Raw genomic sequence first — 21,917 nt, forward strand, 5'->3', positions numbered from 1 at the left:
GCGGCGCTAGACCAGCCAGACCGCCGTGTCGGGCGGCAGCTGGTTGCCGTCCATCGGGCCGCTGGCCAGCAGGATCTCGCCGGGCGGCAGCGGCACCGGGCCGCCGGACGTGTTCAGCGCGCAGATCAGCCCGCCGCCCTTGCGCCGGAACGCGAAGCACCCGGGCGGCGCGCCGTACCACTCCAGCTCGTCGCCGTCGAACGCCGGCTGCGACTTCCTCAGCTCCAGCGCCTGCCGGTAGAACGACAGCATCGACCCCGGGTCTTCCAGCTGCGACTCGGCGGTCAGGCCCGCCCACTCGTTCGGCTGCGGCAGCCACGTGGTCACGGCCTGGGAGAAGCCGAACGGCGGCGTGTCGCCCTCCCACGGCAGCGGCACCCGGCACCCGTCCCGACCGCGGTCGGTGTGCCCGGACCGCAGCCAGATCGGGTCCTGCAACGCCCACTCGGGCAGCTCCACGTCCGGCAGGCCGAGCTCCTCGCCGTTGTAGAGGTAGACCACGCCGGGCAGCGCCAGCTCGACCAGCGTCATCGCCTTCGCCCGCTGCGCGCCGATCGCGCCGCCGCCGTACCGCGTCACGTGCCGCGTCACGTCGTGGTTGGACAACGTCCAGGTGGGAGGCGTGTCCAGGCCGCGGACCGCGCCCAGCGAGTGCTCGATCGCCGACCGCACGCCGTCCGCGTCGAACGGCGCCTCGACCAGCCGGAAGTTGAACCCGAGGTGCAGCTCGTCGGGCCGGATGTAGCGGGCGAACCGCTCGTCGTCCTTCACCCAGATCTCGCCGACGGCCATCCGGCCCGGGTACTCGTCGATGACCTTGCGGATCATCCGGTGCACCTCGTGCACGCCGTCGTTGTCGAACCGGGGGTCCAGCGAGTTGTCGTGCATGACGCCCGCGCCCAGCTGCGCCCGCGGATCGATGTTCGGCAACCCGAAGGGCTTGGCCATGCCGTGCGCCACGTCGATGCGGAACCCGTCGACACCGCGGTCCAGCCAGAACCGCAGCGTGCGCGTCAGGTCGGCGGCGACCTCGGGGTTGTCCCAGTTCAGGTCGGGCTGCTCGGGCGCGAACAGGTGCAGGTACCACTGCCCGTCGGGCACCCGGGTCCACGCCGGCCCGCCGAACTGGCTGGGCCAGTTGTTCGGCGGCACGGACCCGTCGAACCCGCCGCCGTCGCGGAACACGAACCGGTCCCGCTCGACCGACCCCGGCCCGGCCCGCAGCGCGGCCTGGAACCAGGCGTGCCGGTCGCTGGTGTGGTTCGGGACCAGGTCGATGGTGACCTTGAGGTTGTGGGCGTGCGCCTCGGTCACCAGCCGGTCGAACGCGGCCAGGTCGCCGAACAGCGGGTCGACGTCCCGCGGGTCGGCCACGTCGTAGCCGTGGTCGGCCATGGGCGAGGTGAAGAACGGCGTGAGCCAGAGGGCGTCCACGCCCAGCAGTTCGAGGTAGCCGAGCCGGGAGCGGATACCGTCGAGGTCGCCCACGCCGTCACCGTTCGCGTCGGCGAACGATCGGACGTAGACCTGGTAGAAGACGGCGTCACGCCACCAGGCGGACTCGTCGGCGATCTCTGGTTGTAGATCGGAGGATCGTCGCACGAGGAGTCATCCTGCCATTCGCGACCGACACCACGACCCCGTTCGTGTGATCACGAATCACACCCAGGCGTTCATCATGCTGTTCGCGGCCATCTCCAGGTACGCCCAGAGCTGCTTGCGGTGCTCGGGGGAGAGGTCGACCGCGTCGACGCCGACCTTGATGCAGCGCAACCAGGCGTCCCGCTCCACGGGACCGATGACGAACGGAGCGTGACGCATCCGCAACCGAGGATGACCCCGGTTGTCCGAGTACGTGTGCGGGCCGCCCCAGTACTGCATCAGGAACAGCCGGAAGCGCTCCTCGGCGGGACCGAGGTCCTCTTCGGGGTACAGCGGACGCAGGACGGGATCGTCGGCCACTTCCTGGTAGAAGACGGCGACGATCTTGTGGAACGTCTCGTACCCGCCCACTGCTTCGTAGAAGTTCTCCGGAGGAGTGGTCACCCCTCCATCCTGCCTCAGGACCCGTGCGGCAGCGCACGCCGACCCCGCTACGCGGTGGACGAGGCGACCCGCCGCTGCCGCCGCCCGCCCTGCTCGACCTGTCGCCTCCGGGCCACCCCGCCGAGGCCCCGCCGTCGTCGGGCCGTCACCCGAGCGGCCCCGGTCCGCCGGCGCTTGGCGAACGGTTGGCGCACTGGGCCGATTCGTGGTGAACGCGCCACGCCGCCCCGCATCCTGGCCCCGGCATCTCCTGCCGCGAGGGAGGACACGACATGAGCCGGTCGAACGAGGCGTTGTTGCACTGGTTCCGGCAGGCGGGGTGGACCCAGCTCGAACTCGCGCGCGCCGTCGGGAGGCTCGGCCGGGCGAGGGGCCACAACGTCGCGCCGGACAGCTCCCGGGTGCGGCGGTGGCTGGAGGGCGAGCAGCCGCGGCACCCCGTCCCGGACCTGCTGGCGGCGTTGTTCGCCGACCGGCTGGGCAGGCCGTTCACGCCGGCCGACCTCGGGTTGACGGGGGTGTCGCCGGCCCGCGACCACGTGTCGTGGGACCACCGGGGCCTGGTCGCGACGTTGCAGGACTTCACGAGGAGCGATCTGATGATCAAACGCAGGGACGTGCTCGGCGCGACCGCCGCCCTCGCCACCGGCGCGGTCCTGGAGGGGCGGCTGGCCGGGTGGCTGGAGGCGGGCGACGCGGCGCCGACCCCGGCGCTGGGACCGGGCCGGATCGGCGCCGCGGAGATCGTCGAGATCGAGTCCGCGACCAGGACGTTCTGGGCCTGGGACGCCAAGCGCGGCGGCGGGCTGTACCGCGAGGCCGTGGTGGGGCAGCTCAAGGCGATGACCGACCTGCTCGACCACGGCTACCCCGACCCGATCTCCCGGCGCCTGTTCCGCTCGACCGCGGACCTGGCCAGGCTGGCGGGCTGGATGTCGCACGACGTGGGCCTCCAGGCGACCGCGCAGCGCTACTTCACGCTGGCGCTGCACTGCGCGAAACGGGCACGTGACACCGGTCTGGGCGTCGAGGTGCTGTCCCGGATGGCCCGCCAGATGGTGCACGTCGGCCGGCCGCGCGAGGCGTTGTCGCTGGTCGCCCTGGCCCGGCGGGGAGCGGGGGACCGGCTGGGGCCGATGCCCTCCGCGATGCTCTCCACGTGCGAGGCGTGGGCGCACGCGACCCTGGGCGACGTCGAGGCGGTGGACCGGGCCGTCGGCACGGCGCAGGAGCGGTTCTCGCGGGCCGACCCCGCCGACACGCCCGGCTGGCTGTCCTACTTCGACCGGGCCGGGCTGGAGGGCATGGCGGCCCTGTCGTACCGGACCGCCGCCGAGCACCGGCCGGGGACGGAGCGGAAGGCCGAACCGCACCTCGCGGAGGCGCTGCGCCTGCGCCGTGACTCCTACCAGCGGTCGAACCTGTTCGACGTGATCTCGCTGCTCGGCGTCCGCGTGCTGCAGGGCGAGCACGCGGAGGCGAACCGCCTGGCGGCCGACCTGCTCAGCCCGGCCGGGCGCATCAGCTCGACCAGGACCTTCGACCGCATCAAGGTCGTCCGCGACCGGGCCGTGGCCGACGCCGTCCGCTCGAAGGAAGCGCGGCTGCTGGCCGACGCGCTCACCGCGGTGATCGCGGCCTGAGCGGCTGCCAGGTGGTCGGGCAGGAGCACGACGGCCCCTGCCCGATCGCCGTCAGCCGGCCCAGGCGGACCCGGGCCGGGCCGCCCAGGAGGCCTAGGACGACTTGAGCGAGATGCCCGCGTCGTCCAGCGCGGGCATCAGCTTGGCCCTCAGGGCGCGCTGGACGGCCCACTGGCGGCCCGGCCGGACCTTCACCGTCACCCGCATGGTGATGCCCTCGGGCGTGACCTTCTCCACGCCGAGCACCTGCGGCTTGTCGATGACGTCCTTGGCCAGCAACTCCTCGCCCGTGGCGTCCTCCACGGCCTTGGTGAGCACCTCGGTCGCCGACGCCAGGTTCGCGCCGTACCCGAGCGGCAGGTCGACCACCGCCACCGCGAAGCCCTGCGAGGAGTTGCCGACCCGCAGGATCTCGCCGTTGCGGACGTACCAGACGGTGCCGTTGGTGTCGCGGATCGTGGTGATCCGCAGCGCCACCGACTCCACCGTGCCCGTCGCGGGACCGAGGTCGACCACGTCGCCGACGCCGTACTGGTCCTCCAACATCATGAACATGCCGGACAGGAAGTCCTTGACCAGGTTCTGCGCGCCGAAGCCGATGGCGACGCCGAGGATGCCCGCCGAGGTCAGGATGGGCGCGGGGTTCATGCCCAGCTCGGTGAGGACCTGGATGAACGCCACCCCGAACACGATGATCGTGACGAACGACTTGAGCACCGAGCCGATGGTCTTGGCCCGCTGCTCGCGCCGTTCGGAGACCAGCGCGCCCAGCGCCTGGGGGGCGCGCTCCCGCAGCGGCTTGAGCAGCTTCGGCTTCCGCCCGCCGTTGCCCCGGGTCATCCGGTCGATCAGCCGGCGGAGCACGAACCGGACCACCACCGCGATGATCAGCGTCAACGCGATCCGCAACGCGCCCTCGGCGATCTTGGGACCGTTGGTCACCCACCACTCGACGGCGAGGGTCGACTCCACGTCGAACACCGGTGTCGGCGTCGGCTCCACGTCCAGCACCTGCTCAGTCCTCCACTCACAACTCCAGGCCGGTCGCCCGGGCCAAGAAGGTCAACTGGTCCACGGCCAGGCCGACCGATCGGCTCACCGAGCGGCCCGCGTGCCCCACCTCGGTCTCGCGGCGGAGCAGCACCGGGTGCTTGGTCGGATCACTCGACGTCGCGTGCTGCAGCGCCGCGCACATCTTCCGGGCGTGGTTCGGGTCCACGCGGCTGTCCGACTCGAAGACCGTGAACAGCACCGAAGGGTACTCAACTCCCGTCCGCACCCGGTGGTACGGGGAGTAGGCCAGCAGCCACGCCAGCTCTTCGGGCACGGCCGCCGAGCCGTACTCCTCGGCCCAGAGCCGCCCCAGCAGGAAGTTCTCGTAGCGCACCATGTCCAGCAGTGGCGCTGAGCACACCACCGCCGCGTAGAGCTCCGGCCGCTGCGTCAACGCCGCCCCGACGAGCAGCCCGCCGTTCGACCCGCCCATGATCGACAACTGCTGCGGCGTGGTCCACCCGTCGCGGATCAACCACTCGGCCGCCGCGTGGAAGTCGTCGAACACGTTCTGCTTGCGCTCGCGCATCCCCGCCCGGTGCCATTCCCCACCCTCCTCGTCGCCGCCGCGCAACGACGCGTGCGCCCACACGCCGCCCGCCTCGACCCACGCCAACGTGGTCGCGCTGTACCCCGGCCCGCGCCCCACCGCGAACCCGCCGTACCCGGTGAGCAACGTCGGCCGGGGCAGGTCCGGGTGCTGCTCGCCGGACACCACGAACATTCGCACGACCGTGCCGTCGGACGACGTGTACGAGACCTGCTGTGTGGACAACTCCGGAAGCGACACCGTCCCGGGCGCCGCCGCCTCCAGCTCGGTCCGCCCGCTCGACAGCGAGTAGCGGTACACCGACAAGGGTGTGATGAAGTCCGACCACCCGAACCACAGCACGTCCCGGTCCGCACCGGTCAGCCGGTCGACTGTGGACAACCCGTGCAGCGACCCCGTCCCGGGCAGCGGGACCTCCCCCAGGTGCTCGCCGGTCGCGGGGGAGTGCAGGTGCAGCTCCGAGACCGCGTGCCGGGTCCGCAGCAGCACCAGCGACCCGTCCAGCCAGGTCACCGCGTCCAGCACCGAGTCCGGCTGCTCGCCGACCAGCTCGGTCCACTCGCCCGGCGCCGCCGGGTCGGCCACGCACACCCGGAACCGGGGCGCATCGAGGCTGGTCCGCAGGTAGAGCCGCCCGTCCGGGGCGACCCACGCCGAGCACTGCACGTCGTCGGAGTCGCGCACGACCGGCGTCAGCTCGCCGGAGCCGTGCAGGTCGGCGATCCACACCGAGTCCCGCCGCACGGTGCCGGGCGCGCCGTTCACCACCAGCCACCGGCCGTCCTCCGACAACGACAGCCCGTAGTAGTAGGTGTGGTCGAGGCCGTCGCCGTGCACGTTCACGTCGTCGGCCGCGGGCGTGCCCACCCGGTGCCGCCACACCCGCCGGTGGAACTGCCGCTCGTCCTCGGGCACCAGCGCGGGGTCGACCCGGCGGACGTAGAAGAACTCCTCGCCGCCGGGCAGCCAGCCGACCGGTGAGTACCGGCACCGGTCGATCGGGCCGTCCAGCAGCTCGCCGGTGTCGACGTCCAGGACGTGCAGCAACGAGTGCTCGTCACCGCCGATCGACACCTGGTAGGCCAGCCGCGTGCCCTCGCGGGACGGCGACCACTGGTCGAGCGTGGTCCGGCCGGACGGGTCGAGCCGCGACACGTCCAGCAGCGCCCGCTCCACGCCGTCCACCCGCACGTACAGCACCGGGTGGTCCTCGTCCGGCCCCCGGCGGGTGTAGAACGCCCGTCCGGCCCGCCACACCGGCGTGCCCACGGAACCGGTCCGCATCAGCTCGCCCAGGCGGGCGGCGAGCGCGTCCCGGCCCGGCATCGCGTCCAGCCAGGACCGGGCCACCCCGTCCTGTTCGGCGGACCACGCGGCGGTTCGGGGGTCCGCAGGGTCCTCGAGCCAGCGGTAGGGGTCGGGGACCGCGTTTCCGTGCAGGTCGTCGACGAGGTCGAGCCGCGGCGCGGCCGGGTAGGTGATCGTCGCAGGCAGCGCTGCGCGGGAGGCTTCGGTCACCTCGCCGAGCGTAGCGCGGGTGATGAAAACCATGTCCGATAGGGGTCTGTTCACCCGAGTTTCGCTCTCGGCTTCGTGACCCGTCACATATCACAGGTGATTTTTGGGGTCGATCTGTGGTCTGCTAGGCCCTGAACCGGTGGAGGTGGTCGCGTGCCAGACCGACAACCCACCCCGATCGGCGCCCTGGTGAACGCCGGGATCGCGTCGTCGGTGCCGTCCGGCCAAAAGCAGCTCGCGCTGAACACCGTGCACACTGTGGCCGACGGCCAGGGGGCCGGTCCGGCGCCCGTGGTGCTGCCTTGGGGAAGACGCAAGGTCCTGCTGCTCAACGCCACGTTCGAACCGCTCACCGCGCTGCCCCTGCGGCGCGCGGTGGTCCTCGTGGTGTGCGGCAAGGCCGAGGTCGTGCACGGCGACCCCGCCGGGGCCGTCGTCCACTCCTCGACGTCCGCGGTGGTCGTCCCGTCGGTGATCCGGCTGGCGAACTACGTGCGGGTGCCCTACCGGGGCCGGGTGCCGCTCACGCGGGCCGGGCTGATGCACCGGGACCGGTACCGCTGCGCGTACTGCGGCGGACGCGCCGAGACGATCGACCACGTGGTGCCGCGCAGCCGCGGCGGCCCCCACTCGTGGACCAACTGCGTCGCCTGCTGCGCGAAGTGCAACCACCGCAAGGCCGACAAGCTCCTCTCGGAGCTCGGCTGGCGCCTGCGGGTGGTGCCCAACGCGCCCCGCGGGCCGCACTGGCGGCTGCTGGCCGGCGTCACCGAGGCCGACCCGCTGTGGCTGCCCTACCTCGGCGAGCCCGCGGCTTAGCGACCGCTCTTGTTCAGGCCGCCAGGACGTGGTCCTGGGGGTCGTTCGTGATGCGCACGGAACCGTTCGTGATCCGCACGGAGCCCGACGTGATGCGCACCGACCCGACTGTCGTGATGCGCACGGAGCCCGGGTCGTCCCCGGTGATCCGGACGGAGTCCGAGGTGATGCGGACGGAGCCTTGGGAGGTGATCCGAACGGAGTCGTCGGCGGTGATGCGCACCGACTCGGCGAGCACTGCTTGAGGCTGAACAGTGGTAACGCTCTGCTCCGATTGGGTGTACGACGAAAGGGTGAGGGCGGCGACCAGAACAAGGTTCATGGTGTACATGTCGTGTCCTCCGAGACTCATCGGGCGGGAATTGGGCTCCGGAATCGGATGCGCAAGACCCGTACAGGTGAAAAGCTAGAAGCCGAGTGGGCCCAGGACAAGACGCCAAACCGGCCGCCATTCGCCTCCGTCCGGGGGAAGGCCATCCGGGTGTACGCACTGCGACGATCGAGCGTGGGTGCTGGTGCATCCGGCACCAATGGACACTGAGGGTGACGTCGTCGCAGGTAGGGCGTCGGGTAGATCACAAAGGGTCATATGCCACGTGGCAGCGCCATGTCCGTGACAGTCGCGTGCCCGCCGCCCGAGCCGGTGTCCCACGACGTGGTCACCGCCGTACGCGTAGTCGCGGACCGCGCCCACCGGGCCGCGTTCACAGTTGGCCGGACCGCCGGACGGCCCCGCGCGCACCGCTCGGCCCACCCCGGTGCGGAAACGGTGCCCTCACCCCGACCTGACCAGGACGATCGGTTACCGTAACCGGCGTGACCATCGTGGAGACCGTGCTCGTCTTCGCGCTGATCCCGCTGGCCATCTACGGCGTGATCACGCTACTGACGCTGAGGCCGAAGGCCACCCGCATTCAGCGGTACCGCCCGGGCCAGGAGTGGAACTACGCCCCCGTCTGGTGGACGGCGAACCCGGCGGGCTTGCCCGGCGGCGCGCACCAGGCCGTCACGGCGCCGGCCGAGGGCCGTACCGCCAAGGGAGGTGCCCGTGGCAACTGGTGAGCTGACGAGGGTGGACGTCGACCCGTCGACGCTGGAGGTCGGCGAGGTCGTCACCAACAGCGGCCGGGTGTCCGCCGCCAAGATGTACGAGCCGCACCCGCCGAGCCTGCCGTTCACGCCGGTGCAGCTGTCGAGCCTGGACGAGGCGCTGACGCTGGCCAGCCGCACCACCGGGCTGGACTTCAGCGTGTACCTCGGCGAGCTGGGCGCGGACGCGCGGGCGAAGGCCGAGGAGCTGCACGCCGGCACCACGCGCCCCACGCACGCCGTGCTCGTCGCGGTGTCGCCCGGTGAACGCCGGGTGGAGGTGGTGACGGGCGAGGAGTCCCACCGCCGCATCGCCGACCGCGGCGCGAAGCTGGCCGTGATGAGCATGGTCGCCTCCTTCAAGGAGGGCGACCTGTCCGGCGGCCTGGTGAGCGGCCTGCGGATGCTGACCGACCAGGCCGGTCCGGCTCCCAAGCACGGCTGACGACCTCGAACGACGAGGTGAAGGCCCCGGCGCGCAGCCGGGGCCTTCGCTGTGTCAGCGGGCTTTGAGCGCGTCCACGAACGCCTTCAGCCGTGCCGGGCTGACACCCAGCACGACCGAGGGGTTCTTGCTGTCCCGCACCGCACCGAGGTGGTTCGCCACCTCGACGCAGGAGCCGCTCTCGACGCTCTTGCCGGACTTCCTCCACCGCAGGGTCATGAGACTCCCGTCGTCCGCACCTCCTCCGCGATCAGCTCGAAGGACTGCTCCGGGCTCATCGCGACCTCCAGCAACCTTGGCACGGACGCTTCGAAGCCGGCTACCACCTCCGGCTCCTGCACGAACACGGAGCTGATCGAGTTCTCCAGGTGCACGAACGAGGTCCCGTTGCACTTGAGCAGGTGGAAAGCGCCATTCAGTCCGGGGTGCCAGCCGCTGGCCGAGGGCACGATCCGGAGGTCGACGTTCTCGTGCGCGCTCATCATCAGCAGGTGGTCGAACTGCTCGGTCATGACCTCACGGCCGCCGATCGTCTGCTTCAGCACCGCCTCGCCGATCAGGGCCGTGAAGCGGACCGGGTTGCGACGGGTGAGGACGTCGCGCCGTCCCATCCGCACCGCGACGCGGGTCGCGACCTCGCCCTCGGGGATGCCGGCCGCCTCCATGATCGAGCGGGTGTAGGAGCTGACCTGGAGCAGGCCGGGGATGATCAGCGGCGACCAGCTCACCACCTCGTGGGCCATCTGCTCGACCTCCACCAGGGCGGCGATCTGCGCCCGGCGCTCGGGCAGTTCGATCACCGCGAGCGGTGATCCGCTGGGATCTTCGGTCATCTCCAGGATTTCTTCGCGATCCCGATCGGGGATGATGAGCGGGTCGAGGATGCGGATGACCTCCGCCCGGGTAGGGACGCGCTGGCCGCTTTCGTTGCGCGAAAGCAACGAATGTACGACGCCGATTTTCTTCGCGAGTGCGCGTTGGCTGAGCTTGTTGGTCGTCCGTGCGTTGCGCAAACGCGCGCCCAGTGCGATGGATTTCGAGGTGTTGCGGTTCATGGAAATGCATACTAAAGCGGGACCAGTGGTCAAGTCTCTCGCTCGAAAAGGGGATTGACCAGCTGTTGCGGGCCGGACAAGGTGTTGTGCACCAGAGCTACCGACCAGCCCGCACACTGGTCGGACATGCGCGGCGGGTGGTGGTGTGCGCGACGGGACTTCGCTGCACGCACCGCCCGCCGCGCCCTTTGCAGATGTGCGCCATAGGGGGTGTCATGGAGTCCGAAGAAAGGCCGTCCGCGAGGTTGAGCACGGCTCGCAGTCGGGAATTGGGCGAGGAATTGCGGCGCGTCCGGCACCGCGCTCGGATGTCGACGGCGTTCGTCGCCGACGCGCTCGGCTGGTCGCTGGGCAAGTTGTCGAAACTCGAAACCGGCAGTCGCGGCACGAGCCCGTGGGAAATCGGGACGCTGCTCGGCCGGTGCGGCGCGGACAAGCCGACCCGTGACCGGGTCCTGGCCATCGCCAGCGAGGTCGACGCGGGCAACTTCCTGCGCCGGCACGAGCCGTGGCCGGACACGCTGACGGCGGTGGCCGTGCACGAGCACGCGGCCCGCACGGTGACGACCTACGAGCCGCTGGTGGTGCCGAGCCTGGCGCAGACCGAGGACTACGCGTACGCGTTGACCAGGGACCGGGACCTGACGGAGGCGCGCATGACGCGGCAGGACGCGTTGCGCAGGCCGGGCGGCCCGGAGATGGTGATCTACATCCACGAGGCGGCGTTGCGGCTCGTCGTCGGCGACGCGAAGGTCATGCGCGACCAGCTGCTGCGCCTGACGCTGATGTGCGGGTGGTCGCGGATCAGCCCGCGGATCATCCCGATGAGCGCGCCGTCGCACACGGTCCTGCGCCACTCCGCGACCCTGCTGACGTTCTCGTCGCCGACCAAGCCGCTGGCCTACGCGGAGACCGAGACGGCGACGGTCTTCCACGACGACCCGAGCGCGATCAGCGCCTACGAGGCCAAGATGCGGCAGCTGGAACGCGTGGTCCTGAGCCCGGCCCACTCGCGTGACGTGTTCGCCCGCTGGGCCGACGCCTACGACCGCGACCACCGCTCCGCCCCGGAAGCGAAACGGGACAGCGCCTGAAGCGCCGTCCCGTTCACCTCTCAGCCGTCACCGGGCCCGCAGCGGCTCCGCGCACGATGCCCGCTCGGCCTTTCGGGACCAGTCGCCGCAGGGCGGGCGTTCCTCGGCCGGCCACTCGTCGGCCGCCGTGACCGTCCCCCTTCGGATCACAGGTCGAGCACGGTGCGAAGAGCGGTATCCACCTCGTTCATCTCGTGCAAGGACAACCTTCCCACCAGCTCACCCAAGCGCTGCGGGTCGACGGCTGTCGTCTGCTCCACGAGCACTCGAGTCGGCTGCCCGTTCAGCTCGATCTCAGGACGGAACGACGCCGGTCGGGCCGAGGTGGACGTCGGCGCCACCAGCCACGTGCTCAACGGGAGCGCGTTCGATTGGACGACGACCGCGTAGCGACTGGCTTGCTGCTCGTTCCCGGCGGGGTTGCGCGGCGCCCGAAGGCGGTAGACCTCACCGCGCACGCAGCGGCTCCAGGTCCGCGAGCACGGCCCGTGCTTCCGCCACGTCGTCAGGGTCGGCCGCCAACGCCAGCGCCTCCTCGCGCAACGCCTCGGCTTGCTGCACCTTCGCGGCCAAGAGCAGGGCTTCGCGAATCGCGGCCGAAGCGCTGCGGCCGTCAGCCGTCAAGCGCTCCAGCGCCCGTTCCGTCTCGGTGTCCGGGCGAAAGGTGATGGTGCCCATGTGGCAAGCGTACTACGAGATGTATGACGTGCGGTGACACGATCGGGCCACCGCACGTCGTACATCGAGCCTCAGGACCGGTCGAACTCCTGGGCGGCCAGGGCGCGCACGATGCCCGCTCGGCCTTCCGAGACCAGTCGCCGCAGGGCGGGCGGGCGTTCCTCGGCCAGCCACTCGTCGGCCGCCGTGACCGTCTCCTTCGAGATGGACCACGACGGGAACAAACCGACGATCATGGACTGGGCCCGCTCGCTCGACCGGCGGTCCCACACGTCGGCCGCGTCGGCGAAGTACCGCGCCACGAACGGCTGGAGCAGCGCCTTCTGACCGGGGTGCTGGATGCCCGCGATGATCGCCTCGGACACCGCGTTCGGCAGCTCGTCGTCGTTCACCGCGCGATCCCACGCCTCGGTCTTCGCCTCGACCGTCGGCCGCAGCGCGCGCGCCGACTCGGCCTTGCGCCGACCGGTGGCGGTGGGGTCGCGCTCCTCCTCGGCCTGGATCTCGGCCAACCCGGCGGCGCCGTGCGCGACCAGCGCGTTCAGCAGCCGCCAGCGCAGGTCGGTGTCCACGTCGAGGCCGGGGAGCACGTCCGAGCCGTCCAACCAGCCGCGCACCACCTCGACCGTCGCCTCGTCCAGCACGGAACCGGCCAGCGCGTTCACGAACGCGAGCTGGTGGTCCGAACCGGCCTCGGCGGCGCGCGCCAGCTCCAACGTCCGGGAGGAGAACCTGCGCCAGCCCTCGTCGCGCCACGAGACGTCCGCGTACGACGAGAGCGCCGTCTGCGCCTGAAGCAGCAGCCGCTGCACCACGCCGACCTCGGTCTCCGAGTGCAGCCCGCCGAGCACCAGGTTCACGAAGTCGCGCGCCTTCAGCTCGGCCTCACGCGTCATCTCCCAGGCCGCCGACCAGCACAGCGTGCGCGGCAGGGGCTCGGCGATGTCGGCGATGTGGTCGATCAGCGACGCCAGCGAGTCCGGGTCCAGCCGCATCGTGCAGTAGGTGAGGTCGTCGTCGTTGACCAGCACCAGCTTGCCCCGGTGCACGCCGACCAGCTCCGGCACCTCGGTGCGCTCGCCGGACACGTCCAGCTCGACGCGGTGGGTGCGCACGAGCTTGCCGGAGTCGTCGGCGTCGTACACGCCGATCGCCAACCGGTGCGTGCGCAGCTCGCCCTTGCCCGGCCGGGCGCCGCCCTGGAGCACGGCGAACTCGGTGAACCGGCCCTCGGAGTCGACCGAGTACTTGGGCCGCAGCAGGTTCAGGCCGGTGGTCTCCAGCCACTGCGCGCTCCACCACGACAGGTCGCGGCCCGACGCCTCTTCCAGCGCGTTGAGCAGGTCGGCCAGCGTCGCGTTGCCCCAGGCGTGCTTGCCGAAGTACACCCGCAGACCGGACAGGAAGTTGTCCAGGCCCACGTACGACACCAGCTGCTTGAGCACCGAGGCGCCCTTGGCGTAGGTGATGCCGTCGAAGTTGACCTCGACCGCCTGGAGGTCCGGGATGTCGGCGGCCACCGGGTGCGTGGACGGCAGCTGGTCTTGCCGGTACGCCCACGACTTCTCGATCTTGGCGAACGTCGTCCACGCCTGCCGGTACTCGGTCGCCTCGGCCTGCGCCAGCACCGACGCCCAGGTGGCGAACGACTCGTTCAGCCACAGGTCGTCCCACCAGCGCATGGTCACCAGGTCGCCGAACCACATGTGCGCCATCTCGTGCAGCACGGTCTCGGCGCGGCGCTCGTACAGGTAGCGGGTGACGCGGCTGCGGAAGACGTAGTCCTCCAGGAACGTGACGCAGCCGGCGTTCTCCATCGCGCCCGCGTTGAACTCGGGCACGAAGCACTGGTCGTACTTGCCGAACGGGTAGGTGACCCCGAACGCCTTGTGGTAGAAGCCGAAACCCTGCTTGGTCTCGGTGAACAGCCGCTCGGCGTCCATGTGCGGCGCGAGCGACGCGCGGCAGTAGATGCCCAGCGGGATGGTGGCGTCGCCGTCGCTGAACTCGTCGCGCCACTCGGCGTACGGGCCCGCGACCAGCGCGACCAGGTACGTCGACATGGGCTTGGTGGTGGCGAAGACGTGCCTGTCCGCGCCGCCCGCGCCATCCACAGTGGACTCGATCGCCGAGTTGGAGACGACCTTCCAGTGGTGCGGCGCGGTGACCGCGAGGTCGTAGACCGACTTGAGGTCGGGCTGGTCGAAGCAGGCGAACATGCGCTTGGCGTCCGCCGTCTCGAACTGCGAGTACAGGTACACCTCGCCGTCGACCGGGTCGACGAACCGGTGCAGGCCCTCGCCGGTGTTCATGTACCGGCAGTCGGCCTCGACGGTCAGCTCGTTGACCTCGGCCAGGTCGGGCAGGTGGACGCCGTCGTCCTCGCGGTACTCGGAGACGTCCAGCTCGTGTCCGTTGAGCACGGCGCGGTGGACATCGGCGGCCACGATGTCGATCCACGCCGACGCGCCGGGTGTCCGGCTGCGGAAGGCGACCGTCGTGGTCGAGCGGAACGTGTCCGAGCCGGGCTTGCCGCCACCGTCGGTCAGGTCCAGCTCGATCCGGTAGGAATCGACCTCCAGCAGCGCAGCCCGCTGCTGCGCCTGGTCGCGGGTGAGGTTGGGTGCCGCCACTGGTCACCTCGTCTGCCGCCGCCACGGGACCTCGGCGCCGGCGTCGTCGGAACGGGAAATGGGTGTCGAGTCGGTGAACACGACAGTCGCATCCAATCACGTGGGACGCCCGGAAGTGGACTGGCGTCCGAGGGAAGACTGCGTGCGGTCGACTGGTTGAGCACGATGGGAGCGCCGAACCTGGCGCACCGCTCACGAACAGCCACGGAGGGAACACCGCATGTCGACAGAGGGACGTACGAAGGTCGACTTCTACTTCGACCCGATCTGCCCGTTCGCGTGGATCTCGTCCCGGTGGATCCTCGAGGTGGAGCAGCAGCGCGAACTCGACCTGGACTTCCGCGTGATGAGCCTCTCGGTGCTCAACGAGGGCCGCGACCTGCCCGCCGACTACCGCGACATGATGGACCGCGGCTGGGGCCCGGTGCGCGTCGCCATCGCGGCGGCCAAGAGCGAGGGCGACGGCGTGCTGCGCGACCTGTACACCGCGCTCGGCACCCGGATCCACAACGAGGGCCTGGGCAAGACGCGTGACTACGACCAGGCCATCAAGCTGGCGCTGGAGGACGTCGGGCTGCCCGCGGAGCTGGCCGAGGCCGCGCACACCGACGCGCACGACGAGGACCTCCGGGCCAGCCACCACCGCGGCATGGACCCGGTGGGCATGGACGTCGGCACGCCCACGATCCACATCGACGGCGTGGCGTTCTTCGGGCCCGTGCTCACCAAGATCCCGCGCGGCGAGGACGCGGTGAAGGTGTTCGACGGCGCGCGGGCGTTGGCGAGCTTCCCGCACTTCTTCGAGCTCAAGCGCACCCGGACCGGGGGTCTGGACTTCTCCTGACCCGATCGATGTGACACTCTTGGGTGAGTTTCGTCCTGGAGTGTCACATCGTTCTCGGGGAGCCCGCAGTGATCGAGGTCGTCAACCCGACCACCGAAGAGGTCGTCGGCACGGTCCGCGCCGGCACCGTCGGCGACGTGGACACCGCCGTGATCAGGGCGGTCGCCGCGTTCCCGGCCTGGTCGGCCACTGCCCCGGACTCCCGGCTCGCCCTCGTGCGGGCGATCGCCGACGCCCTGGAGGCACGGGCCGCCGAGTTCGCCTCGACCATGACGGCGGAGATGGGCACGCCCGCCACGTTCGCGTCGCGGGTGCAGGTGCCGAACCCCGTGGGCATCGCGCGCGGGGTGGCGGACGTGCTGGCCGCCGGCTACTTCGACGGCGCGGAGCTCGGGAACTCGCTCGTGCTGCGGGAACCGGTCGGCGTCGTCGCCGCCATCACGCCGTGGAACTTCCCGTTGCAGCAGATGGTGGCCAAGGTCGTGCCCGCGCTGGCGGCGGGCAACGTGGTCGTGCTCAAGCCGAGCGAGCTGGCGCCCCTCACCGCTGACCTGCTCGCCGCGGTGCTCCACGACTTCGGCGTGCCCGAAGGTGTGTTCTCCCTCGTCCACGGCACCGGACCGGTGGTCGGCGAAGCGTTGGCGAGTCACTCGATGGTGGACATGGTGTCGTTCACCGGTTCGACGCGGGCCGGTCGGCGGGTGTCCGCGCTGGCCGCCGAGACGGTGAAGCGGGTGGCGTTGGAGCTGGGCGGCAAGTCGGCGAACGTCGTGCTGGAGGACGCCGACCTGACGCGTGCGGTGAAGATCGGCGTGGGCAACGCGTACATGAACAACGGGCAGGCGTGCAGCGCGTGGACCGCCTGCTGGTGCCCGCGTCCCGGCACGACGAGGCGTTGGAGATCGCGGTCGCCGCCGCGGCCAAGTACGAGCCCGGCGATCCCGCTCTCCCCTCGACGCGCATGGGCCCGGCGGTCTCGTCCGCCCAGCGCGACCGCGTCGTCGGATACATCGAGCGCGGCGTCGCGGAGGGGGCGAAGCTCGCCCTCGGCGGCGCCTCCCGCCCCCTCGACCGCGGCTTCTTCGTCGCGCCGACCGTGTTCGGCGACGTCCGGTCGGACATGGTGATCGCGCAGGAGGAGATCTTCGGCCCGGTCCTGTCCGTCATGCCCTACGCGGACGAGGACGACGCCGTGCGGATCGCGAACTCCACCATCTACGGCTTGGGCGGCGCGGTGTTCTCCGCGGACACCGACCGCGCTCTCTCGGTGGCCAAGCGCCTGCGCACGGGCCAGGTGGACATCAACGGCGCGGCCTTCAACACCAGCGCCCCGTTCGGCGGCTACCGCCAGTCGGGCAACGGCCGCGAGTTCGGCTCGCACGGCCTGGACGAGTTCACCGAGCTGAAGTCCATCCAACGCTGACCCCGAGAGTCCTGCGTTCACGGCGCGTGAGTCGTACGTTCGCGCACCCCGAATTCAACACTCGCGCATACCGGGCGGTATGGCCGAGGGTTGAACTCATGCGCTCTGGAGGTAGGACTCTCGAGCCCTGAACGCAGGACTCTCGCGAGGGGGTGGGTCAGGCGGCGCGCAGGACGCCGCCGGTCAGGCGCGGGACGGCGGCGCTGACGTTCACCTGGGACGCGAGGGCGACGTCACCGGCGTGGCCGGTCGAGATCAGCTCGCGACCGGACACGCAACCGGCCAGCACGTCCTCCACCGACGCCCACGCGTAGGTCTCCGCCGCCAGAGCCGCTTCCACCGAAGCCGACCCGTACCCCAGCAGGGACGACATGATCGCGCCCGCGCCCAGCAGGTCCTCGACCGCCGGCCGCAGCGGCCCGACGTCCCCCTGCTCCGCCAGGTTCACGCCCCACCGCTCACCGGCCGGCACGACGCCGACCGGCCCGCCGGCCGCCAGCTCCCGAGCCGCCGCGGCGACCGCCCGCGCGTTGCGCAGGCACCCCGCCAGCACGACCGCCCCCGTGGCCCCGGCCGACGAGCACAACGTGGCGCCGTTCGCCGAAGCCAGCTCCAACTCCGCCCCGGCCGGCACCGACACCAGCGACGACGGCCGCAACGTCCACGACGGGTCCGCCGGCCGCGCGGCGGTCTCCCGCTGCGACCAGCGCACCGGCCGCACGGCCCCGCCGCGGGCCACGACGACGTCCACCGCCGTGGAGAACGACAGCACGTCCACGATCACCAGCACCGCGCACTGCTCACCGAGCGCGGCGACCCCCTCCGGACCCCACTCCAGGCGCAGCCGGCAACCCTCTTGACCGAACACGCGGTCCAGGATGGCAGACTTGCTGACGTGCGCGTTTACCTGGGATCGGACCACGCGGGCTTCGAGCTGAAGACCCACCTCGTCAAGCACCTGACCGACGCGGGCCACGAGGTGGTCGACGTCGGACCGGCCGCCTACGACGCGGAGGACGACTACCCGCCGTTCTGCATCGAGGCGGCCCGCCGCGTCGTCGCGGACGAGGGCAGCCTGGGCATCGTCATCGGCGGCTCCGGCAACGGCGAGCAGATCGCCGCGAACAAGGTGCCCGGCGCCCGCGCCGCGCTCGCCTACAGCGTGGAGACGGCGAAGCTCGCCCGCGAGCACAACGACGCCCAGCTCATCGGCGTCGGCGGCCGGATGCACACCACCGAGGAGGCGTTCGCGATCGTGGAGGCGTTCCTCGCCACCCCGTTCTCCGGGCAGGAGCGGCACGCGCGGCGCATCGACATCCTCCGCGAGTACGAGCGCACCGGCGAGGCGCCGGCCCTGCCCTGATGCCCGAAGGCCACACGCTGCACCGCCTGGCGAAGCTGCACCGACGCCGGTACGCGGGCTCGACCGTCCGGGTGTCGAGCCCGCAGGGCAGGTTCGCCACGTCCGCTGTGGACGGTCGGCTGTTCGAGCGCGCCGAGGCGCACGGCAAGCACCTGTTCCACGTCTACGGGCCGGACGCGACCGTGCACGTCCACCTGGGGCTCTACGGCACGTTCACCGAGTCGCCGCACCCGGTCACCCAGCCGGTCGGCCAGGTGCGGATGCGGCTGGTCGGCCCCACCCACTGGACGGACCTGCGCGGCCCGACCCGGTGCGAGGTGCTGACCGACGTCGAGGTGGCCGCGCTGCGCGCCCGCCTCGGACCGGACCCGCTGCGCCGTGACGCGAAACCCGACCTGGCGTGGGCGCGCATCGCCCGGTCCCGCCAGTCCATCGCCGTGCTGCTGATGGACCAGACCGTGCTCGCGGGCGTCGGCAACGTCTACCGGGCCGAGGTGCTGTTCCGGCACGGCGTGCACCCGCTCGTGCCCGGAAACCAGCTGGACCGGGCGTTGTGGGACGACCTGTGGTTCGACCTGACCGTGCTCATGCGGGCCGGGGTGAAGGTCGGGCGCATCGACACCGTGCGGCCCGAGGACCTGCCCGAGGTCACCGGCCGCCCGCCGCGCCAGGACCGGCACGGCGGCGAGGTCTACGTCTACCGCCGCACCGGTCAACCGTGCCTGGTCTGCGGCACGCCCGTCGCCGCCGCCTCACTGGCAGGCCGGAACCTCTACTGGTGCCCGACCTGCCAACCCGCCTGAGCGGTCAGAACCCGCCGAAGTCCCCGCCACCGAAGTCGCCGCCGCCGAAGTCACCACCGCCGTAGTCGCCGCCGTAGTCACCGCCCGCGTCGCCGCCGTCGCCACCATCGCCGCCGTCACCACCGTCGTCACCGCCGGGGTCCTCGGACGCCACGGCCGCCGGCACGCCGACCATGCCCGTGAACATCGCGCTGAACAGCATCATCGAGGCGAAGCCCCACGCGCCCGCCACCAGCGCGGGCTTCCACCACGGCTCGGAGTACCAGCCCTGCGGCACCGGACGTCCCGCCACCACACCACCGGGGTAGTAGTGCGGCGTGTGCGCGCCCGGCCGCGGCGAGGCGACGTACCGGTGGCCCTCCACCGTGACGTCCCGCTCCTCCGACACCTTGCCCGCCCGGCTCTGACCGGTGAGGTCCGGCAGCTCGGGGCCCGGGTCGAGGTCCATCGCCACGCGCGCGGCCCGCACGTAGTACAGGCCCTCCATCGCGGTCTGCGTGACGAGGCGGCACTGCTCCACCGTGCGCGCCTGCTCCATCTGCGAACCGGCCGCGGTGAACCGCTCGGACGCGTCGGCCATGGCCTGCTGCGAGGCCACGTCCGTGCCGGCCAGGTTCATCACCTGGCCGCCCAGCCGCTCCACCCAACGGCGTGCTTCGGCCTGCGCGTCCTCCAGCTCCCGGCGGCGCTTCTCGGCGGCGGAGCGGGCGGAATACCAGACCGCGCCGACCAGGACCAGCAGCACGAGCAACACGATCGTGGTGGTCATCGACCCTCCCGGTGCTTGTTGCCCGGAAAACGCCGCACGCCGGGCGGAGGTTCCCGAAACGGTCAGAACACCTCCGGGCAGTGAGGCTCCCGATCACCTGAAAGTGCATGTGACAGGGCGTTCAGCGCACCACCGGTGACCTCACTCACCCGTTGGGCCCGCGCCAGGGTCGCCAGCCTCGTCCCACCGAGGTACGCCGCGCCCAACGCCTGCACGTCGAGCGCCACGTCCGGCTCGTCGTCCACCCGCCGCACGGTGGCCGCGCCGTCCTTCACGGTGAACCGCCACCGGCCCGCGTTCCACGGGCAGAACTCGTCCGACAGCTCCAGCACCACGTCCACGTCCGAGAGGTAGCGGCGCAGGGTGAGCGCGCGGTCGACGTCCACCAGCCGCACCCACAGCGAGTCGCCCCGGCCGCGCAGTGCGAGCCGTGCGTCCTCCAACAGGTGGACGCCCGGGTCGTCGGCGGCGGTGAAGAACTTCAGCTCGCCGACCATGTCGACGTCCAACAGGTACCGGTAGAGCGCCGCGTACGCCTCATCGGTGCGTGCCGCGATCTCGCGCACGTGCAGCTCGTTGCGCGGACCGCGTTCCCGCCAGTCCGCCTTGACCCGGTAGACCGCGTAGCCCTGCGAGTGCAGGACGTAGCGGTACGCGGTAAGCCCGTCGCGGTCGCGCTCGGTGTCGGCGAACTGGTGGTCCCACGAGGCGTCCTTGCGGCTCAGCCACCCCGTCCGGCTCGGCCGCAGGTCCTCGTACACGGCCTTCATGAACGGCATGGCCTCGTCCCGCGACACCTCGCGCAGCCGCTCGCCACCCGTCGACACGCCGGGCCGGAACTTCGCGCCGCTCGGCACCTCGAGCCGGGTGAACTCGGCCGCGAGCCCGTAGCCGAACCGGGGGTAGATCGCGGCCTCCGACGCCCACAGCGCGGCGATCGCCTCGGTGCCGTCCTCGTGCATGCCGTGCAGCTGGGCGCGCATCACGCGGGTGAGCACGCCGCGCCGCCGATGGCCCGGTTTCACGCCGACCGACGTGACCGCCGCGACCGGTTGCGGGCCGGCGCCGGGCAGCGTGATCTGCCGGCTCTGGATGCCGCCGCCGCCGATCAGCTCGTCACCGTCGAACACGGCGTGGTGCCGTTCCGGCTCGAACAGGCCACGCCACCGTTCGAGCTGGTCCTCGACGCTGTCGAAGAGGAAAGCCGAGTTGACGACCCGCTGGAACTCGGCGAGGTCGTTCGCGGCGAGGGTGCGGAGGGTGAGCGCCATGGCACGTTCATACGCCGGTCGGTCGCCGCGCGCGATCCAATACGGGGTCGCCCGCGGGTGGTGCGTTCGGCGATGCTGCGGTGATGGATGCCCACTCGTTGGCCGGCGCGCTCCGCGTCGAAGCGGAGTCGTTCGCGGTCGCGGCAGAGCTCGCGCCACTCGATCGTGACGTGCCGGCGTGCCCAGGCATGACGGTCGGTGACCTTCTCGTGCACCTCGGGTCGATCCACCGGATGGTGGCGGAGTGGATCGGCCGCGGCGCGCGCCCGGTGGGGTGGGAGAGCTCGCCGGGAGCCGACCCGATCGACTGGTACCGGACCGGCGCGGCGTCCCTGATCACCGTGCTGGATCCGGAGCGTGCGGCGTCACCTGCGGCGACGTGGTGCCCGTGGGACCGGACCCTGGGGTTCTGGGTGCGTCGGATGGCGCACGAGACGGCCGTGCACCGGTTCGACGCGCAGGCCGCGATCGGCTCGGCGGCGCCGTTGGAGCTCGGCTTGGCCGCGGACGGCATCGACGAGGTGCTGCACCTGTGGCTGGGCTGCCACCAGCCACCCGGAATTCACACGTCAGGGCAAGCCGTGACGCTCCGTGTGCCGGGCCGGGAGTGGACCGTGGCGCTGCACGAGGGGGTCGTCGACTACTGCCCGCAAGCCACCCCGGCGGCCGTCGTGAGCGGCTCGCCGTCCGCGGTGGACCTGTGGTTGTGGGGCCGGGTCGGGGAGGAGCACGTGTCGGTGGAGGGGGACGTCTCGGTGGTGCGCTCACTGCGCGCCGCCGTCGCCGCCGCCACCGGCTGATCCGCGGGCGTCGTCGGGGCA

The 21,917-nt window shown here is 71.4% G+C and carries 22 protein-coding genes and 1 pseudogene; 10 read left to right on the forward strand and 13 right to left on the reverse strand.

Features of this window, described 5'->3' with window-relative positions; genetic code table 11:
• Positions 1-6 precede the first annotated feature (6 nt).
• A complete protein-coding gene (locus tag IOD16_RS03570) occupies positions 7-1,602 on the reverse strand; it encodes a glycoside hydrolase family 13 protein (protein ID WP_201438876.1) in 1,596 nt (531 codons plus the stop codon).
• A gap of 57 nt (positions 1,603-1,659) precedes the next feature.
• Entirely contained in the window at positions 1,660-2,046 is a 387-nt protein-coding gene (locus IOD16_RS03575; RefSeq protein ID WP_201438877.1) for a globin, read from the reverse strand.
• A 272-nt stretch (positions 2,047-2,318) separates the two neighbouring features.
• On the opposite strand from IOD16_RS03575, the gene IOD16_RS03580 reads away from it, so the two are divergent.
• Entirely contained in the window at positions 2,319-3,689 is a 1,371-nt protein-coding gene (locus tag IOD16_RS03580) for a hypothetical protein (protein WP_201438878.1), read from the forward strand.
• Positions 3,690-3,782: 93 nt separating this feature from the next.
• Here IOD16_RS03580 and IOD16_RS03585 read toward each other — a convergent pair whose 3' ends face one another.
• A complete protein-coding gene (locus IOD16_RS03585) occupies positions 3,783-4,700 on the reverse strand; it encodes a mechanosensitive ion channel family protein (RefSeq protein WP_123743690.1) in 918 nt (305 codons plus the stop codon).
• Between the two features lie 16 nt (positions 4,701-4,716).
• Positions 4,717-6,810, reverse strand: a complete 2,094-nt coding sequence (locus IOD16_RS03590; protein ID WP_236594731.1) for a prolyl oligopeptidase family serine peptidase — start codon at positions 6,808-6,810, stop codon at positions 4,717-4,719.
• 153 nt (positions 6,811-6,963) lie between these two features.
• Between IOD16_RS03590 and IOD16_RS03595 the strand changes: the two genes are divergently transcribed.
• Entirely contained in the window at positions 6,964-7,629 is a 666-nt protein-coding gene (locus IOD16_RS03595) for an HNH endonuclease (protein ID WP_236594732.1), read from the forward strand.
• A 13-nt stretch (positions 7,630-7,642) separates the two neighbouring features.
• Here IOD16_RS03595 and IOD16_RS03600 read toward each other — a convergent pair whose 3' ends face one another.
• Positions 7,643-7,960, reverse strand: coding sequence for a hypothetical protein (locus IOD16_RS03600; RefSeq protein WP_201438880.1), 318 nt, complete (start codon positions 7,958-7,960; stop codon positions 7,643-7,645).
• A gap of 485 nt (positions 7,961-8,445) precedes the next feature.
• On the opposite strand from IOD16_RS03600, the gene ctaJ reads away from it, so the two are divergent.
• Together ctaJ and IOD16_RS03610 are read left to right on the forward strand one after the other, a co-directional pair.
• The gene (gene ctaJ / locus IOD16_RS03605; RefSeq protein WP_106615147.1) at positions 8,446-8,691 is read left to right on the forward strand and encodes an aa3-type cytochrome oxidase subunit CtaJ; all 246 of its coding nucleotides are present in this window, start codon (positions 8,446-8,448) and stop codon (positions 8,689-8,691) included.
• Positions 8,678-9,163 (forward strand): DUF5130 family protein, encoded by a 486-nt coding sequence (locus IOD16_RS03610; protein ID WP_123743687.1) that lies wholly within the window; start codon positions 8,678-8,680, stop codon positions 9,161-9,163. Before ctaJ ends, IOD16_RS03610 begins: the two co-directional genes overlap by 14 nt.
• A gap of 54 nt (positions 9,164-9,217) precedes the next feature.
• On the opposite strand, the gene IOD16_RS03615 is transcribed toward IOD16_RS03610, so the two are convergent.
• Positions 9,218-9,382, reverse strand: a complete 165-nt coding sequence (locus IOD16_RS03615; protein ID WP_201438881.1) for a DUF397 domain-containing protein — start codon at positions 9,380-9,382, stop codon at positions 9,218-9,220.
• Positions 9,379-10,218 carry a helix-turn-helix domain-containing protein gene (locus IOD16_RS03620; RefSeq protein ID WP_201438882.1) on the reverse strand — a complete coding sequence of 280 codons (840 nt, stop codon included), beginning with the start codon at positions 10,216-10,218 and terminating at the stop codon, positions 9,379-9,381. Before IOD16_RS03620 ends, IOD16_RS03615 begins: the two co-directional genes overlap by 4 nt.
• A gap of 215 nt (positions 10,219-10,433) precedes the next feature.
• On the opposite strand from IOD16_RS03620, the gene IOD16_RS03625 reads away from it, so the two are divergent.
• Complete coding sequence (locus IOD16_RS03625) at positions 10,434-11,312, forward strand: helix-turn-helix domain-containing protein (RefSeq protein ID WP_201438883.1); 879 nt, start codon at positions 10,434-10,436, stop codon at positions 11,310-11,312.
• Between the two features lie 146 nt (positions 11,313-11,458).
• On the opposite strand, the gene IOD16_RS03630 is transcribed toward IOD16_RS03625, so the two are convergent.
• The 3 genes from IOD16_RS03630 to pepN form a co-directional block, all read right to left on the reverse strand.
• Entirely contained in the window at positions 11,459-11,770 is a 312-nt protein-coding gene (locus tag IOD16_RS03630) for a type II toxin-antitoxin system PemK/MazF family toxin (RefSeq protein ID WP_201438884.1), read from the reverse strand.
• The gene (locus tag IOD16_RS03635) at positions 11,760-11,990 is read right to left on the reverse strand and encodes a hypothetical protein (RefSeq protein ID WP_201438885.1); all 231 of its coding nucleotides are present in this window, start codon (positions 11,988-11,990) and stop codon (positions 11,760-11,762) included. Before IOD16_RS03635 ends, IOD16_RS03630 begins: the two co-directional genes overlap by 11 nt.
• Positions 11,991-12,061: 71 nt before the next feature.
• Entirely contained in the window at positions 12,062-14,623 is a 2,562-nt protein-coding gene (pepN, locus tag IOD16_RS03640; protein ID WP_201438886.1) for an aminopeptidase N, read from the reverse strand.
• A gap of 220 nt (positions 14,624-14,843) precedes the next feature.
• Between pepN and IOD16_RS03645 the strand changes: the two genes are divergently transcribed.
• Together IOD16_RS03645 and IOD16_RS03650 are read left to right on the forward strand one after the other, a co-directional pair.
• A complete protein-coding gene (locus tag IOD16_RS03645) occupies positions 14,844-15,467 on the forward strand; it encodes a mycothiol-dependent nitroreductase Rv2466c family protein (RefSeq protein WP_201438887.1) in 624 nt (207 codons plus the stop codon).
• Positions 15,468-15,535: 68 nt separating this feature from the next.
• Positions 15,536-16,890: pseudogene (locus IOD16_RS03650) on the forward strand (aldehyde dehydrogenase family protein).
• Positions 16,891-17,047: 157 nt separating this feature from the next.
• Here the strand turns inward: IOD16_RS03650 and IOD16_RS03655 are convergent.
• A complete protein-coding gene (locus tag IOD16_RS03655; RefSeq protein ID WP_236594734.1) occupies positions 17,048-17,758 on the reverse strand; it encodes a 2-phosphosulfolactate phosphatase in 711 nt (236 codons plus the stop codon).
• 27 nt (positions 17,759-17,785) lie between these two features.
• On the opposite strand from IOD16_RS03655, the gene IOD16_RS03660 reads away from it, so the two are divergent.
• A complete protein-coding gene (locus tag IOD16_RS03660; RefSeq protein ID WP_201438888.1) occupies positions 17,786-18,253 on the forward strand; it encodes a ribose-5-phosphate isomerase in 468 nt (155 codons plus the stop codon).
• Entirely contained in the window at positions 18,253-19,056 is an 804-nt protein-coding gene (locus tag IOD16_RS03665) for an Fpg/Nei family DNA glycosylase (RefSeq protein ID WP_123743677.1), read from the forward strand. Before IOD16_RS03660 ends, IOD16_RS03665 begins: the two co-directional genes overlap by 1 nt.
• A gap of 4 nt (positions 19,057-19,060) precedes the next feature.
• On the opposite strand, the gene IOD16_RS03670 is transcribed toward IOD16_RS03665, so the two are convergent.
• Both IOD16_RS03670 and IOD16_RS03675 read right to left on the reverse strand, forming a co-directional pair.
• Complete coding sequence (locus IOD16_RS03670; protein WP_201438889.1) at positions 19,061-19,825, reverse strand: hypothetical protein; 765 nt, start codon at positions 19,823-19,825, stop codon at positions 19,061-19,063.
• A 62-nt stretch (positions 19,826-19,887) separates the two neighbouring features.
• Positions 19,888-21,096, reverse strand: a complete 1,209-nt coding sequence (locus IOD16_RS03675) for a GNAT family N-acetyltransferase (RefSeq protein WP_201438890.1) — start codon at positions 21,094-21,096, stop codon at positions 19,888-19,890.
• A gap of 83 nt (positions 21,097-21,179) precedes the next feature.
• Here IOD16_RS03675 and IOD16_RS03680 point away from each other — a divergent pair, with 83 nt between their 5' ends.
• Entirely contained in the window at positions 21,180-21,896 is a 717-nt protein-coding gene (locus IOD16_RS03680) for a maleylpyruvate isomerase family mycothiol-dependent enzyme (RefSeq protein WP_201438891.1), read from the forward strand.
• The last annotated feature ends 21 nt before the right edge of the window (positions 21,897-21,917 follow it).

Source organism: Saccharothrix sp. 6-C, from assembly GCF_016695385.1.
In the GTDB taxonomy this organism is placed as follows: Bacteria; Actinomycetota; Actinomycetes; order Mycobacteriales; family Pseudonocardiaceae; genus Actinosynnema; species Actinosynnema texasense.